We start from the raw sequence: 13,864 nt of genomic DNA, 5'->3' as shown, positions 1-13,864 counted from the left end.
CTGGCACGATGTCACCGGCGACGGTGACGGCATTGCTCAGATGCGGTGAATGTCCACAACTCGTTTTGGCTTGTAGCCCCGCCTGCGTTTTCTCTAAGGACATCGAGGAACAGGCTCACAGCCTCGCTCTCGCTGCCCACGTCGTTTACCACTCCGGCTACGGACACACGAAGGCGCGGCAAGCAGCCGAATGGTGCCGAGGAGCAGGCCGAGCAGACGCAGTTCGACAGCGACAAGGCTACAAGTCTGCCGCGCCGTCGACGTTGAAGCGCACCCGCGAACCACTCTCAGAGGGCCTTCTCTGATTGCCCCAGCAATGAAACCAAACGGCCAGCCTCTTGACCAGGCGCCCGGCCATTCTCCATAGGAGCGCCCCAAGATCTTCCACATTCTTAACCGCAGGTCGCCGCCACCACGCGGCCGGAGGTCGGATTGGTCTCGAGAGTCACCCTGGTATCTCGGAGATCATGGGTGACGGCCTGACCGGGTGCAATTTGGCGGACAATGGTCGCTCCGGTGCGTTGCTTAGCTTCCTCGTCGCTCGGCTTTGGTTGCCCGACCAGCGCCCGTGTGGCTACTGGATCGCACCGACCTTGGGGAACCTCAGAGCCTGCGGAGCAACCCACCAAGGCCAAAACGGTGCTGAGGGAGACAAGAATAGGCGTAGCACGGAGAGCAGATTTCATTGACTTGTGCTTCTTTCGTCGACGACACCTACGACCTGTGAATTGCCGTAGGCTAGTTTGCGAGGCGGAGCATTGGAAAATTCAATGCAGGGGTCAGAACAAGATTAGTGCGAAATCGTACGCTAGCCGAAATTGTGCATGTTTTCCGTAGTTTGCAGCCTGCTTCGAACGGTAGGTTTCAGGGAAAAATGCATCAGGAGCGCCCAGTTTTGGGGAGGAATGTCGATCTCGATCATCGTTTATCATTTAAACGTACGATTCCGCACTAATCTTGTTCTGATCCCTGAATCGACGGCCAACCCAATTTCGGGCGACCTGTAGGAGCGAACTAGCGCAGGCGATAGTTTAGCTCTACTCCACGCCAGTTGCCCCTTCTTCGGGTCTCACGATCGATCCGTATCCTGCCTCCATAGCGCTCGGCATCATAGGCGAATAATCTTTGGGGCAGTCTCCCTGCGTCTCGATCATCCGGCCAGGGTTCGCATCCATTGGCACTGCTTCGAAGCAGGTTGCCACAATCTCCGACCGCCGCTCCAATGAGGCAATAGAGAAGTCGACAACGCTCCCGGCGTTGGCAGATGCCATGGAATAGCCGTCAGGGCCGGTTTTGACCTCGCCATCGGCAAGGAGTCTCGAAAGGCCGATCTGGAGGACTAGCTCCATGTCACTCCTGAGTTCCTGACAGGAAATCGCGTAAAAAGAAGGCGACAAATTGGGGATAACCGTCATATGGTCAAAAGAGCAAATTGCCTTTTCGCGGACAGTCTGCAGACCTACGGCCCATGCCCGAGTAAATATTTCCGGCGCCAGGCTTTCGGGTGACATCATCGTCTCCAGCATATATCCGCTCGATGTCTCAACAACCTTCAAAAAAAGGTGGTTCGAGCGCGATGAACGCTCGAACCGAACGAGGTTGGGACCTTATTTTCCCGTCCTGAGATGGAGCTGTCATCATCCGATCGGGTGAGGGTTGGGTTGATGTTTAAGGCGGTAGCAGGAACATCGGACCATACGCCAGGAGCTAAGCCGGGATAGAGGCGATGAGGCGCGTTAGACTAGGTTGCGAACGAACTCCGACCTTTCCGAAGCAACGGGCAGCGTGCGTTTTGATGGTATTTGGCGACACGCCGAGCGCTCGGGCGATCTCATGAAGGTTCATCCCGCTGCCGATCAACGCGGCAACCCGCGTCTCCGCATCCGTCAAGTCGAACATCGTCTGCAACCGTCGAGCCTGCAGCCGGGTCTTTGTTTCCGGATCGACAATCTGCAACAGAACCCGCGCCTGGCTATCGGTCGCGTCCCATATGGCGGATGATGTTGGCGCCAGCGGTGTGATTGTCGCGAGGTAAGGAGGAAGGCCTGATGGCCGGATAATGGGGAAAGCTCCATTGAACGGCGTGGCCCCGCCATCCGCGACCATAAGTGCCTGTCGGATGCTGGTCGCCATTCGAGAAGCGGTTTCTGCAACCTGAGCCCTGAGAACCGAGCGCTCCGATCGGCTGATCGAGATGCCATCGGCCTGTTTTAGTAGGGTTTCAGCCGCAGCATTGAGAAGGATGACCTCGCCCCGGCTTCCGATCAAGACAGCGGCATCCGGCATCGCGTTGATCAGCCGCTGCGCTAGGTCGGGGCCATAGTCAATGCGGGTGATGTGCAAAGATAGGTCGATTGCGCGCTCGATATGCGGCGCCAGTTCGGTCAGTCGGTTGAGTGCCAGCTCCGCATGCTCGTCCTGCGCTCGGGACAGAAAGAGTGCGATACCTCCGATGCCGCCCCGCTCGTGCAAGCTGGCGTGCGGCATGAAGAGTTGGTTGTGAATGTTTTGGGGCTCGCAGATGTCGGTATAGAACGAAGACTTCTGGATTGCGGCCAGGTCGATCATGGTGTTGCCAAGCACGACATTGCCAGGCTTTATTTTTTCGTAGGCCCGCGCGTACGGGTTCTGGGCATATTCCTGCAGATAGAGGCTATTCAGGTCTTCCCGCATCCTGCCCGGAATGAGAAAGCTCCCGCGTCCTCCCGGCGGCGCCTGATAAACGATATTTCCTGCGACGGCCCCGACATAGTCGACGATCGTGCACAGGGTCCGTGGCCATAGTTCATATCGGATGGACGCCTGGTAGATGGCATCGATGATCTGGGCATGTTCCATGTCAGCGCCTCTCATCATGGCGGAACAAGCCAGCCAACCGCTGCTACTGATGCACTTAATCACGGGCTGCTTGTCTAAGGCCAACTCAAACTGCCGACGTCACCCAATCGGGTGACGTCAAGAATTCTTGTCGTGTTTTCGAATTGGGTCAAGATTAACTGCCGCTGGCGGCTGGCCGAAGCGGAACATCATTACAAGTGAAGCCAAGTAATCGCTTCAGACTGCGGTGCTCGGCATTTCGTCCCCCTGAGCGTCGTCAAGCTCCTTCACAGCTTCTTCTTGTCTCCTGGAGAGCGGAGCACGTCGCCAACGTGTAAGAGGCGGACAGTCCGCGGCCCGAAATAATGCGTTTGAAAAGGCGCCCAAGAGGAGGGTCCTACTTACAGGCTTGTGAGACCGCAGCGACAAGTTATCGCCCAGCCGGGTGACGCGAAACGGTTAAAAATCACCGATCTTCGGCGCTTCAAACGGAGGCCCCGAGATTGATGTCATGCCGCTTCTGACCTCGCTTGCGCTCTCATACTCGCTAGTCCTCATTGCACCAGGTCCGAACCTTCTTGTTGTCCTGCGGGTGGCGGTTAATCCATCCTGGCGCCGATTGCTCAGTGTGGCCGCCGGAATTGCTTCGGGCGCCGCCATCGCTTGTTGTCTCGCTGCCATGGGAGCGACGACGGTTTACACGGGGGAGGGCCCGGCTTCCTGGGGCTCCATGGTCCTAGCTTTTATCCTCCTTTATTCGGCGATCCGGCTTTTGCGGCGCCCCTCCGGCTCCAATCCGGCTCGAGAGATCGGATCAAATACTATGAACCTCAGGCTCTCCCGGGCGCTGCAAGACGATCTCCGCACGCGCTCGGGTGAACGGCTGGCGCCTTCCCAGCAACACTCAGCCGCCGACCTCCCGCTTCGTCATTGCCCTGTCTCCGACCCGTCCTATCTCTTTCGGCGCACCGCCGGCCATCGAGGGCGCTCCTGTTCCCGGCTGGCTCTCGAAATCGCCGCTCGATTATTTCGGCGAATTCAACCTGCCGAAAACGGTGGCCGAGCAGCAGGCGAAAAGCGTCTTTTCGCCCGGCGGACTTGCCGTCAACGAGCTTCTGGCGGCAGCGCGGCCTCCCAGCGGCTGGAAGAACCTGCCGGGAACAGAAGCGCTCGACTACGGTTGGCCGATCGAGATCACCTTGCGCGAGGGCGACCCGAATGTCGGAAAGCCAGCGCGCGAATTCAGGCACGAGAACGAGTTCAGCGGCTATATCGCCGCCTATTCGGAAGAAGGCCAGGCATTGGGGCTGGAGCGCTTTCAAGACTGGCACGCCCATCTCGGCGGCACGATGTTTCCGATGCAGGGCTATCCCGATTTCTCGCCCTTCTACATCGAGATCTCGGAGATCTTCGGCGGCTTCAATTTCGGCGACGGTGTCGCCCAGATCGACCTCAAGGAGATGAAGCTCGAATGGGCCTGCTGATGCTGGAGAAATTTGAAGGTGGCTGCCAGTTGCCGGGCGCAAGTCCGGCTGAAATCGCGGCCTGCGAGGCGAAACTGAAGATTATCCTGCCGGCGGAGATCAAGGCCTTCCTTGCCGTCTCCAACGGCTTCAACGGAGAGGTCGGCCTAGGTTATCTGATCCTGTGGAGTGCGGCGGAACTCTCCGGGGCTGACGGCTACGAGATCTTCGAATTCCGCGACGACCAGCTGCTGATCGGTTCGAATGGCGGCCCGACCGCCTATGGCTTCGTCAAGGGCGACTATATTTCCATTCCCTTCGTCTTTGCCGGAAACTGGCTGAATGAAGTGCGTGTTCTCGGCCGCTCTTTCGAGGAGTTCATCGAGGCAATTGAGCGCGGCGACGGCTGGTACGGCCATTTGGCTGGCGGTCCGGGTTGCGGCCAATATTGACTCATATCGCAAAAGAGCATCCGAGGCGTCACCTTCTGGTATGAGGGAGACGATTTTTCGGTTCTGCTGCCCGGTCGTCAGACGTTTGATGCGCAGCAGGCCGTGGGATAATAGCCTGTTCGTCGCGGTCAACGTCTCGGCAAGACAGCTACTTTCCTCGCATTTGACTACACACGTGACGACCGCGCTCGAGAGGAGTGGGCTTTCGGCTGACAGGTTGGAGTTGGAGGTCACCGAGACATCGCTTCTCGAAGATCGCGCAGATGTCGGCCGTTGCTTGGAAGCACTGACAGCGCACGGCATCAAATTGGTGATGGACGATTATGGCAGCGGGTATTCTTCCATGACCAACCTCAGGCGCTATCCGTTTCACAAACTGAAGATCGATCGCAGCTATGTCGCCGCGCTCGATGAGGACGCGGTCGCCGAGGTCATCATCGACTGCGCCTTGGCGCTAGGCAAGAGCCTCGGATTGACGGTCGTTGTCGAGTGGATTGAAACGGAAGCACAGCGTGCCCGCCTGGCTGTTAAAGCTCCAGATCAGTTGCAGGGATTTCTGTTCGGGCGCCCTGAAATCATGGAACGGAAAATCTCCGCCTTAGAGCACGAGTCGCGCGCGACACACACACACCGCAGCCAGCGTTTACGCTTCGTTAACCATGATCCGCTACCTTGGGGTTCTAGACGCGATCTCCTCCCTACGCGTCGATGAGAAAAACTTGGGCCGTGAGACTTTGTCTCCGGCCCTTTTTCGCGTGATGGCGAAACTCGCAGTTTCACTACCCCTCCCGCAACCGAATTCACACGGACGCGTGGAACGATACTCCCGAGGACTTCCATCTTGCTGCTAGTCATATTACCAACATTACTCCTACCCACTTAGCTAAGTGGGGGAGCATGTCCGGGCCTTTCGGGGGGCTAATTCAGTTCCACAAATCGACGTCACGCCACAGCGACATCAATTCAATGGCTTAATTGATTGACTGTGACTGCCAATGGTTCAGATCCGTTCAAGGCGACCGATGCCAGCGTGGAGGCCGGTTGGCAAGTGCTACTTCGCCGCTTGCCTCAGCCTCCGCTCCTGTCCTGCGGCTAGATCAAGTACTTTATCCGTCGCTCCAATTACTCCGAGCCGGTGCGTGACGGCAATGATAGTCGTTTCCTGCGCAGTTCTACGTAAACTAGCGTAAATGCTTCGCTCCGTTGTTTCATCCAGTGCGGAGCTTGCTTCATCTAGAATAAGCACCTTTGGCCTCCCTATTAACGCACGGGCGATCGCCAGTCGCTGCCGTTCCCCGCCACTTAGGAGTTGGCCCCGTTCTCCGATCCGAAAATCAAGCCCCTGTGTTAGCCCATGAAGCTTCTCCGCCAAACTGACGGTGTGTAGAACTGAAATGATTTCTTCGTCGCTGTACTGGCGCCCAAACAGGACGTTATCCCTAATGCTCAAATTCATGAGCATCGGCTCTTGCGCGACATAACCGATAGAAGAGAGATAGGTGTCCTTGTTGATGCTGCGCAAGTCGACACCGCCAACTATAACCGCGCCTTTGTAATTCTCGTTGATACCAAGGAGGATTTGCAGGAGGCTAGATTTGCCGACACCCGATGGTCCGACAATAAAATTCAGCCCACCCGGAGCGAATGTCGTCGTGACATCGTCAAAAAGTGGCGGCTGTTCAGGAAGATAGCCGAACGACAGTTCTTGAACTTCAATGTCCAAGGTATCCATGTGAGGCATCGGACTCGATGGCAGGCGCGCTAGCGGAAGCTGATGTTGGTCAAGCTCGTTTTGAAGCATTTCGGCCAGTACCTGGGCCATCGCATACTCTTCGATTGCACTCGCTATCATCTCAAACGGTCGATTGAGTTGCACGAGTATCATGCCTACGAGGACGACCTGCGAGAGTAGGTCAGGCGATCTGAGCGTGATGGCCAGCATTCCAAGCACGCTGAAGTACTGGATAAATATAAGAGCAGCCTGAAACGACCCGTATCGTAAGCGGGTAAAGAAATATTGCAGCCAAAATGTACGCGCGCCCTCAGCTAAAGTTTCATAAAGCCCTTGAACCCAACCTTCGCCGCGGAAGATCTTTATTGAAACGATGTTGTTTACGACGTTTCCAAGGAGGTTCGAACCCTCGGCGGATTTGCGTCGTGCTTGCCGCTGGATCTGGGTCGTCACGTTGTTCGCACGGAGAGTCAACCAGACAGTTGCTATGCCGTAGATAATGACGAAAACTGCAACCACCCAACTTACAGTACCGGCAATCGCTGCGAACGCGAACGCCATGTCTATAGCGCCGGCCAGAACCACCATCAAAAACGATTGCACATAGATCGCATTAGACTGGTGGAGATTGTTGATCAACTCTCCCACACGCGCCGGATTATTGGCAACAAATATGGAGCCTGACGAGCGCAACAGAGCGGCTAGCGACATCTTGTTCGCAACGAGACGGACATCCTGCTCGATCGAATGCATGAGGACCATCCGAACGTCGCTCAGTAGTCGGACGCCCGCTAGGAGCGCAGCATAAGCAGCGAATAGTCCCAACAGTAGTCCAAGTGAATAGGAGCCGTTGCCTATCACCTTTGCCGCATACGCAAAGACGAGCGGCGCCCCTATCGTGCACGCCGATGCGCACAGTGTTGCTCCCAAGAGAGCGAACAATGTCTTCCTGCGGCGACGCAGGGCCACACTCAACACCTCGCGCTGAAGGGGAGGGAAAATGTTCCCGATTCTAGTAGTAACGTTAAGCATAAAGCTCCATCCAATCGGCGAACCCTCTCGCGACGACCAGAGCGAACGCGGTGTCATCGTCGGGTGCATTTTCGATGTTATCTATCTTTTCTGAGATCAGGCCATACCTGATAAGCGGACTGTGTTGGAGGGAATGAACAAGGCGAGGGAAATCATATCGTTGGGCAAAATCGCGACTGCCTCCTTTACTAAAGCAGTGGTAGACCTCTGGCGGCAACTCGTGCCGGAACGCGTCACGCTCGAGCGCCCTGTTTCGTCCGTCTTTCAAATGATGTCCGCGTGCCGCGATCATGGCCGCGCGAACTAGGGGCCAAAACAAAAACGTCTTCCGTTCTTCGACAGCTAAGCCCCTGATTGGCACCTGATTCAACTCCGCATTCCGCATCCCGAAGTACTGGAATGCCCGGCTTACGCCTAAACCCGAAAGCGTTGAGCCGTTCGGCACAACCTCTGTGTTTTCTGGGGCCGGCTCAACCGCTAACGGGTTCTTCGGGAACCGGAGCTTGCCAAAGTATCTTTCTCGGAGTTGTCCCGCCTTCTGCGCACGTAAAGCCTCACCCGCCACCTCCCAAGATGCTTTCCGGGTCACGTTGGCTAGTTCACTTGTAGCGATCAGCTTGGGCTTCAACGTCGGCGCCTCCCCGACCAACTCCTGGCAGTAAAGGGTAGGGTCGTTTAGGATGAATAGCTGATCCCCTCCATCGCCGGACAGCATGACTCGCGCTCCTCTGGCCATGGCCAGCTTCTTTAACGCGGCCATTGTGGAGAGAGCCGCGGCGGATTTCATAGGCCGAGCGGTCGGTACTAGTAAATCTGGCGACAGACTCTCGCGCGAAGCTCCCTCATTCATGTCTACTGTGGCCGTCGGCCAGCCAGTTTTCTTCGCCACCGCCTCGAAGTAAAACCTCTCGTCACCGTACAAGTGTTCCTCTGAGTCGCAGTGGATGAGCGGAAAGGTTCTATTCGGGTACAACGCTCCCGCTGCGACAGCCCCAACAGAGGAATCTACGCCCCCAGAACAAAGGACGGCGGCATGCTCTATATGCGGTCCGAGCTTGTGTGAAACGCTGTTCAAGATCAATTGGCGAATCAAATTGACCTGATGTGCGTAATCAGTTGCAGGGGCAGGCGGCAGTGCTGCTACTGCGTGGGCCAGAAGGTCTCGCTGCCAAAGATCTGTGCCATCAAACACCAATATGGCGCCACTGAGGAGCTCTTTGACACCCTTCAGTCCCGTTTGAGGCGTTACCCAGGACCAGTTGTGCAATGCGACCGCAAGATAATCTAAATCGAAAGCAGGTGGCCGCTGTTGGAGCCACGTTGGAATATCCAGACCCGCCCATACCTTGATCCTGTTCTGCTGCTCAAAGTAATAGATCGGAAGTTCTGAAAATGGCGGCCTGACGATAGCGAAGGAGTTGGCGGTCTCAATCACGAATGCTGTGTCGCCAGCGAAATTGTCATGTAGAAAATAGGCTGACTCGAGAAGATTCATGCCCTTCATCATGTCCGCATTGACATCGGAAGGCTCTCCTGTCACGGCATCCTCAGTATCATTTACAACCGTTATATTCATCGTCGGCGAAATCTGCAGCCCACGGACAGACGTGGCACGTTCGTACAGTTCTGTGGCATCGATTTTCATAGGTCTAGTCTCAGAATTTCGCTGTAAGCCTCGACTACACTTTTGGTATCATTAATGATCAAGTCCCCGACCTGAACCCAAGCGTGAGCCATGAAGGGCGGCTGTTTCACCCCGATGCAAAACGATGCTCGATGCACATAACCCACCATGAAAAGGGTGCAGCAAAGGGAATCCTCAAGGCACGCTGGCCTATGGGGACGGAGATTTCGGATATGTTGATACAGCCAAGCCATGTCCTCGACATCGGCAGCCGGCTCTACTTTTCTCGAAGAGGCAGCTTTCAACGTACCCAGTTGGTCCCGAATGGAAGAGCTTCGGACTCTCCGATCGCGGTCGGCTCAGTGAGTGCAGCGCCCCTCAGGAAGCGACCAGAGCTTCGCCTGGTCAGTCTTGAGCCGTGGATGGTGAGGTCACCATCTCACCAGCAAGCAGCGCTCGAATGATTTGTGAACCGGCTTCTAATCTGTCGTTGCGCTCTGTTTTGGCCGGCCAGCCATGTCCAACCGCATTTTCATTGAGCGCTTCGCCGCTTCCGAGAGCAATCCAGCCGCTCCGGGAACATCTCGCTCAAGGTGGCTATCAAGTGCGCCAAAACGACGGGATGGTAACGCCAACCGCCTGGGATCGCGAGAGAGCCGAACGGCAAGGTCGTCTTCGCCATCGCCGCCCCCAGCCAAGCCCAGTTGTTGCCTGAGTTTCCTTGTCTCTCACTCCACGGTGCCAAATGATCGGAAGTCATGACCGCCTGGAAGCCGGCGCGTTCGGCGGCCTGGACGTAGTCCAGGAGTTGACTGGCCGAGAATTGTTCGTGAGAGGCGTGGTAGCCGATGAGCATTGCCGTCCTCAAAAAAATGCCCCGGCGAGGATAACTCGGCGGGGGCAAGCGGTCATTACTTGTTCATGTCCGTTGCCATCTGCAGATGGTGTTCGAGCGCTGGCCGGGTTTTTGCCGCCCAGGCCTTCAACTCGGCATTCTCGCCTTCGTCGCCATAGCGCTTGAAGAGATCGACAGCATCCTCATGCACGTCCTCCTGGTCAGAATGATATTGCTTGGTGAAATCGTCACCCTGAAGCTTCTTCAGGTCGTCGAGCATGCCCTGATGAGCGGACGACATGGCGGTCGGGATTGTTGCCTTGACCTTGCCGGACGTCATCATGGCCTTCAACTCATCAGATGTCTTCTGGTGGTCGGTTAGCATCTGCTGTGCAAACGCCTTGGTCTTCTCGTCTGAACGCTCAAGGGCAAGCTTGCTGGACTCGATCTCGAACATGTCGCTGCTTGCAGCCTCCAGGACAAAATCTTCGGTCTTGGGGGCAACGCCCATGACTGAGTTGACCCCGGTTTTTTCCGCGGTGGACTGCGCCAGTGCTGCGGACCCGGCGGTGGCGAGAAGGATGGATGCAAGGATAATGGCTTTTTTCATGAGAAAGACTCCTGTTGACCGTGGCGCGATAACCAGCGCGACGCTGCATGGTTCCAAGACAGGGAACACTTTCAATCTCTTATGGTTTCCTCCCTGAACGGAGGAGGCTTGCAATGACAGCTAAAGACATTTTGCAGGAAGATGTTTCGGATTTCGCATCTCGACTTGAGGCGATGACGAGTCATGAAGTGTTTGCCGCCATGAGCTCGCTGGAAAAACATAGCGAGGACGAAGTCGACGACCGGGATGAAACGCTTTCCCGAATTGCTCTGGTTGAAGACGAAATCGAGCGCCGGTTTCCCGGGCAAAAGCTGGCTCCCTACCGCGATTGGAAACAAGACCAACCTCTGCTGGGATAGAAGTGCTCAAATATCGATAGCCAACGCTTTCAGGGGAATGCCAATGGACGAAGAACAGCAATCGATATCAGCAGATCTCGGAGTGACCGTCGACTTCGACGCGGCCCGCGAGGTGGAACAGCGCGCCCAGTTCCTGAGCGACTATCTGCGCCACTCATCGAGCCGGAGTTTCGTCCTGGGCATAAGCGGTGGGGTCGATTCTCTCGCTGCTGGCCTACTAGCGCAAAAGGCGGTCTCAAAACTCCGCGCTGATGGATACGATGCCAAATTCATCGCTGTCAGATTGCCCTATGGCTTCCAGGCTGACGAATCGGACGCGCAGAAGTCGCTCGCCGTAATCGGACCGGATCGTGTCGTCACAGTCGACATCAAGCCCGCCGCCGACGCCATGCTCGATGCAGTTATGGTCGAAGGCGGGGATCTGGTCGAGCCAGCCCGGAAACATTTTCATCTCGGTAACATCAAGGCGCGTCAGCGAATGATCGCGCAATATGCGCTGGCTGGCGCAACGGGTGGTCTCGTCATTGGAACAGATCAGGCTGCTGAAGCCCTGATGGGGTTTTTCACCAAATTTGGGGATGGGGCAGCCGACATATTGCCCCTCGCGGGTTTGACGAAACGTCGAGTGAGAGCCATAGCCGAGCATTTGGGAGCGCCCTCGGAACTTGTGTTCAAGGTCCCGACTGCGGACCTCGAATCCGACGCGCCCCTTCGTCCGGATGAAGAAGTTTACGGTGTCACCTACGAGGAGATCGACAATTTCCTGGAAGGCAAGGCGATCGCCGAGGACTCGCGACTAAGGATCCTTAAGACCTATCGTGCGAGTGGGCACAAGCGTGCCCTGCCGGTAGCGGCGGCTGGCTGAGTCGACTTAACGTGTTTTGCGGATTGCCACTGCAAGCGGGTGTCTCAAAGACTCGCGCAAAATGGGTCCGTGTTCAGCCGAAGGGAACTCATGCCTAGTATGCAGGTTCGTGGCGGACGGAGGACGCGATGAAGGATAATAACTGGATCCACCTGTGCATCGATATGCAGCGGATGTTCGCAGAGGACACGCCATGGCGCGTTCCGTGGATGCAAGAAGTCTCACCCCAAATCGAGGAAATCGCAAAGCACCATCCGCAGAGGACCGTTTTTACACGCTTTGTGCCGGCCAAGCGGGCAAATGACATGCACGGCATGTGGCGGAGCTACTATGAAAAGTGGGACTCGATGACGCTCGAACGGCTCGGACCGGAGATGGTCGATCTCGTTCCGTCCCTAAAGGCCTTGGTTCCCCCCGCAAGGATCTTCGACAAGATGACCTATTCGCCGTGGACCACTGGCGAACTTCATCGCGTACTTTCGGGGGAGGGGATCGAGACCGTCGCGATCTCTGGCGGCGAAACTGATGTGTGTGTTCTGGCAGCAGCCATCGGAGCCATCGACCTTGGTTATCGCGTCATCCTCCTCAAAGATGCCGTCTGTAGCGGTGCGGATCAAACACACGATGCTTCACTTGAGTTGCTCGGTGACCGGTTTTCGGTCCAGTTGGAAATCGCATTGACGGAGGACTTTCTCAGCCGTGCTTGTTAACGCCGGCGCCCCTAGCTCGGCTTGCCCGTGCCGCTTTCTGCCGCGATCCTTGCCTGGCCGCCGCCCGCGCAGCAGGCAGAGCATGACGATCGCCGAAAGCGAGCAGAACAGGCAGAGCGACAGCACCGCGCCATTGCCGTAATTGCTCATCAGCCAGATTAAGACTGGCGGCGAGGCGGCCGAAATCCAGTTGAGGGGCAGGGCGATCCGCGATAGCGCCCTCGCAAATTCGCCCTTGTCGTAAAACACCAACGGGATCGTCGAGCGCGCCACGGCCAGCGCGCCGCTGCTGGTGCCATAGAGCACCAGGAAGACGCCGACCGCGACCGGCGAACCCTGCACCGCAAGCAGGATCAACAGCGACAGGCACAGCATCGCCGACGAGCCGACGCCGATCGCCACACCATCCCATTTGTTATCGGCGACGAAATTCACGCCGCGCGCCGCGATCTGGATGATGCCGAGCGCCGAGCCGAAGGTCAGCGCCTGCGTGGCACTCAGACCTTCGCCTTTCAAGAGCTCGATCAGCACCGAACTGAAGCCATAGGTGATGAAGGCATTGAAGACGATGGCCGCCACGATCAGCACGAAAGTCCGGTCATAGCTGCGCGCCGCAACGGGCGCCGCCGCCACGCCTGAAGGGGCCGCCTCGATGCGTCTGCGCGGCAGGCCGAAGACATAGAGCGGCAGGCAGACGAGAGCCATGACAAGCGCATAGACCTCGCAGGCGCCCCGCCAGCCGATCTCGGTCTGCAGGAACGAGGTGAGTGGCCAGAAGATCGTGCTCGACAGGCCGGTCACCAGCATCAGCGTACCGATCGCCCTCGCTGCCTTGCGTCCGGCTATCTCGTTGAGCAGGATATGCGCCGGCATGGTCAGGCTGGCGCTGCCCGCCGCGCCAACGATCAGCCATCCCAGGAAATAGCTGACCGGCGAATGCGCCAGCGACAGGAGAAGAAGCCCGGCCGCCGAACCGGCCGTCCCTGCAATCATCACCAGCCGCGCCCCAAGCCTGGCAAACACCCGCGACAGCAACGGCGAACACGCCCCCATCATCACATAGAAAACCGTGGTCCCGGCGAAGACTTCAGGCATCCCGATCCCTAGATCCCCCGCCAACTGCGGCGCGGTGACAGCCGGGAACCCAACCGCGCCCCAGCCGATTAGCTGGGCAATCGAGAGGACGGCGAGGGGGAGGAGATAATTGGTGTCGGTATGGTCTTCGGTCATCGAGGCTATCCGATCTGCAATTGCAAATCATTAGCAAGTGAAGTGTATCGGTTTGATGACAGAGAGTATGAGCGATGAGACGTATTTGACCGCGTTGGAGAGACAGTGCGACGATCTGAGTATGGCGCTCAAAGA

At 57.0% G+C, this 13,864-nt stretch carries 13 protein-coding genes and 3 pseudogenes; 7 read left to right on the top strand and 9 right to left on the bottom strand.

Going from position 1 to position 13,864, the window contains the following annotated elements:
• Positions 1-392: 392 nt before the first annotated feature.
• The 3 genes from GQ59_RS31175 to GQ59_RS15205 form a co-directional block, all read right to left on the bottom strand.
• Positions 393-686: an I78 family peptidase inhibitor gene (locus tag GQ59_RS31175; protein ID WP_084683177.1), complete on the bottom strand. Its 294-nt coding sequence runs from the start codon at positions 684-686 to the stop codon at positions 393-395.
• Between the two features lie 351 nt (positions 687-1,037).
• Positions 1,038-1,526 carry a hypothetical protein gene (locus GQ59_RS15210; protein WP_037082637.1) on the bottom strand — a complete coding sequence of 163 codons (489 nt, stop codon included), beginning with the start codon at positions 1,524-1,526 and terminating at the stop codon, positions 1,038-1,040.
• 181 nt (positions 1,527-1,707) lie between these two features.
• Complete coding sequence (locus tag GQ59_RS15205; RefSeq protein ID WP_037083087.1) at positions 1,708-2,838, bottom strand: helix-turn-helix transcriptional regulator; 1,131 nt, start codon at positions 2,836-2,838, stop codon at positions 1,708-1,710.
• A 490-nt stretch (positions 2,839-3,328) separates the two neighbouring features.
• Here GQ59_RS15205 and GQ59_RS33415 point away from each other — a divergent pair.
• The 4 genes and pseudogenes from GQ59_RS33415 to GQ59_RS15190 all read left to right on the top strand — a co-directional run.
• Positions 3,329-3,592, top strand: a pseudogene (locus GQ59_RS33415) (LysE family transporter); the annotation flags it as partial.
• A gap of 100 nt (positions 3,593-3,692) precedes the next feature.
• Complete coding sequence (locus GQ59_RS15200) at positions 3,693-4,301, top strand: hypothetical protein (RefSeq protein WP_244447972.1); 609 nt, start codon at positions 3,693-3,695, stop codon at positions 4,299-4,301.
• Positions 4,289-4,732 (top strand): SMI1/KNR4 family protein, encoded by a 444-nt coding sequence (locus GQ59_RS15195; protein WP_051903967.1) that lies wholly within the window; start codon positions 4,289-4,291, stop codon positions 4,730-4,732. The genes GQ59_RS15200 and GQ59_RS15195 overlap by 13 nt, the downstream gene beginning before the upstream one ends.
• A gap of 40 nt (positions 4,733-4,772) precedes the next feature.
• A complete protein-coding gene (locus tag GQ59_RS15190; RefSeq protein ID WP_051903966.1) occupies positions 4,773-5,444 on the top strand; it encodes an EAL domain-containing protein in 672 nt (223 codons plus the stop codon).
• Positions 5,445-5,783: 339 nt separating this feature from the next.
• Here GQ59_RS15190 and GQ59_RS15185 read toward each other — a convergent pair whose 3' ends face one another.
• The 5 genes and pseudogenes from GQ59_RS15185 to GQ59_RS15170 form a co-directional block, all read right to left on the bottom strand.
• Positions 5,784-7,217 carry an ATP-binding cassette domain-containing protein gene (locus tag GQ59_RS15185; protein ID WP_162183302.1) on the bottom strand — a complete coding sequence of 478 codons (1,434 nt, stop codon included), beginning with the start codon at positions 7,215-7,217 and terminating at the stop codon, positions 5,784-5,786.
• Positions 7,218-7,488: 271 nt separating this feature from the next.
• Positions 7,489-9,141 (bottom strand): asparagine synthase-related protein, encoded by a 1,653-nt coding sequence (locus tag GQ59_RS15180; RefSeq protein WP_037082633.1) that lies wholly within the window; start codon positions 9,139-9,141, stop codon positions 7,489-7,491.
• Positions 9,138-9,452 (bottom strand): annotated as a pseudogene (locus GQ59_RS33585) (lasso peptide biosynthesis B2 protein); the annotation flags it as partial. The gene GQ59_RS15180 and the pseudogene GQ59_RS33585, both read right to left, overlap by 4 nt.
• Positions 9,453-9,497: 45 nt before the next feature.
• Positions 9,498-9,976 (bottom strand): annotated as a pseudogene (locus GQ59_RS15175) (LLM class flavin-dependent oxidoreductase); the annotation flags it as partial.
• Positions 9,977-10,031: 55 nt separating this feature from the next.
• Complete coding sequence (locus GQ59_RS15170) at positions 10,032-10,565, bottom strand: DUF4142 domain-containing protein (protein ID WP_037082630.1); 534 nt, start codon at positions 10,563-10,565, stop codon at positions 10,032-10,034.
• Between the two features lie 113 nt (positions 10,566-10,678).
• On the opposite strand from GQ59_RS15170, the gene GQ59_RS15165 reads away from it, so the two are divergent.
• The 3 genes from GQ59_RS15165 to GQ59_RS15155 all read left to right on the top strand — a co-directional run bounded on the left by GQ59_RS15165 (position 10,679) and on the right by GQ59_RS15155 (position 12,499).
• Positions 10,679-10,924 carry a hypothetical protein gene (locus GQ59_RS15165; RefSeq protein WP_037082628.1) on the top strand — a complete coding sequence of 82 codons (246 nt, stop codon included), beginning with the start codon at positions 10,679-10,681 and terminating at the stop codon, positions 10,922-10,924.
• 43 nt (positions 10,925-10,967) lie between these two features.
• On the top strand, positions 10,968-11,789 hold the full coding sequence (gene nadE, locus GQ59_RS15160) for an NAD(+) synthase (RefSeq protein ID WP_037082626.1): 822 nt from the start codon (positions 10,968-10,970) through the stop codon (positions 11,787-11,789).
• 128 nt (positions 11,790-11,917) lie between these two features.
• A complete protein-coding gene (locus GQ59_RS15155) occupies positions 11,918-12,499 on the top strand; it encodes a cysteine hydrolase family protein (RefSeq protein WP_037082625.1) in 582 nt (193 codons plus the stop codon).
• On the opposite strand, the gene GQ59_RS15150 is transcribed toward GQ59_RS15155, so the two are convergent.
• A complete protein-coding gene (locus GQ59_RS15150) occupies positions 12,419-13,729 on the bottom strand; it encodes an MFS transporter (protein WP_084683173.1) in 1,311 nt (436 codons plus the stop codon). The two genes, GQ59_RS15155 and GQ59_RS15150, sit on opposite strands and share 81 nt — an antisense overlap.
• Positions 13,730-13,864 lie beyond the last annotated feature (135 nt).

This window comes from Neorhizobium vignae (assembly GCF_000732195.1).
Lineage (GTDB): Bacteria > Pseudomonadota > Alphaproteobacteria > Rhizobiales > Rhizobiaceae > Neorhizobium > Neorhizobium vignae.
This window is presented reverse-complemented; position numbering and strand designations above follow the sequence as displayed.

What these genes read in the sequence shown, in the direction of transcription:
- GQ59_RS15165 (WP_037082628.1), top strand. Translation starts at nt 10,679, where the DNA reads ATGACAGCTAAAGACATTTTGCAGGAAGATGTTTCGGATTTCGCATCT.
- GQ59_RS15170 (WP_037082630.1), bottom strand. Translation starts at nt 10,565, where the DNA reads ATGAAAAAAGCCATTATCCTTGCATCCATCCTTCTCGCCACCGCCGGG.
- nadE (WP_037082626.1), top strand. Translation starts at nt 10,968, where the DNA reads ATGGACGAAGAACAGCAATCGATATCAGCAGATCTCGGAGTGACCGTC.
- GQ59_RS15210 (WP_037082637.1), bottom strand. Translation starts at nt 1,526, where the DNA reads ATGCTGGAGACGATGATGTCACCCGAAAGCCTGGCGCCGGAAATATTT.
- GQ59_RS15155 (WP_037082625.1), top strand. Translation starts at nt 11,918, where the DNA reads ATGAAGGATAATAACTGGATCCACCTGTGCATCGATATGCAGCGGATG.
- GQ59_RS15190 (WP_051903966.1), top strand. Translation starts at nt 4,773, where the DNA reads ATGAGGGAGACGATTTTTCGGTTCTGCTGCCCGGTCGTCAGACGTTTG.
- GQ59_RS15180 (WP_037082633.1), bottom strand. Translation starts at nt 9,141, where the DNA reads ATGAAAATCGATGCCACAGAACTGTACGAACGTGCCACGTCTGTCCGT.
- GQ59_RS15150 (WP_084683173.1), bottom strand. Translation starts at nt 13,729, where the DNA reads ATGACCGAAGACCATACCGACACCAATTATCTCCTCCCCCTCGCCGTC.
- GQ59_RS15195 (WP_051903967.1), top strand. Translation starts at nt 4,289, where the DNA reads ATGGGCCTGCTGATGCTGGAGAAATTTGAAGGTGGCTGCCAGTTGCCG.
- GQ59_RS15205 (WP_037083087.1), bottom strand. Translation starts at nt 2,838, where the DNA reads ATGGAACATGCCCAGATCATCGATGCCATCTACCAGGCGTCCATCCGA.
- GQ59_RS31175 (WP_084683177.1), bottom strand. Translation starts at nt 686, where the DNA reads ATGAAATCTGCTCTCCGTGCTACGCCTATTCTTGTCTCCCTCAGCACC.
- GQ59_RS15185 (WP_162183302.1), bottom strand. Translation starts at nt 7,217, where the DNA reads ATGCATTCGATCGAGCAGGATGTCCGTCTCGTTGCGAACAAGATGTCG.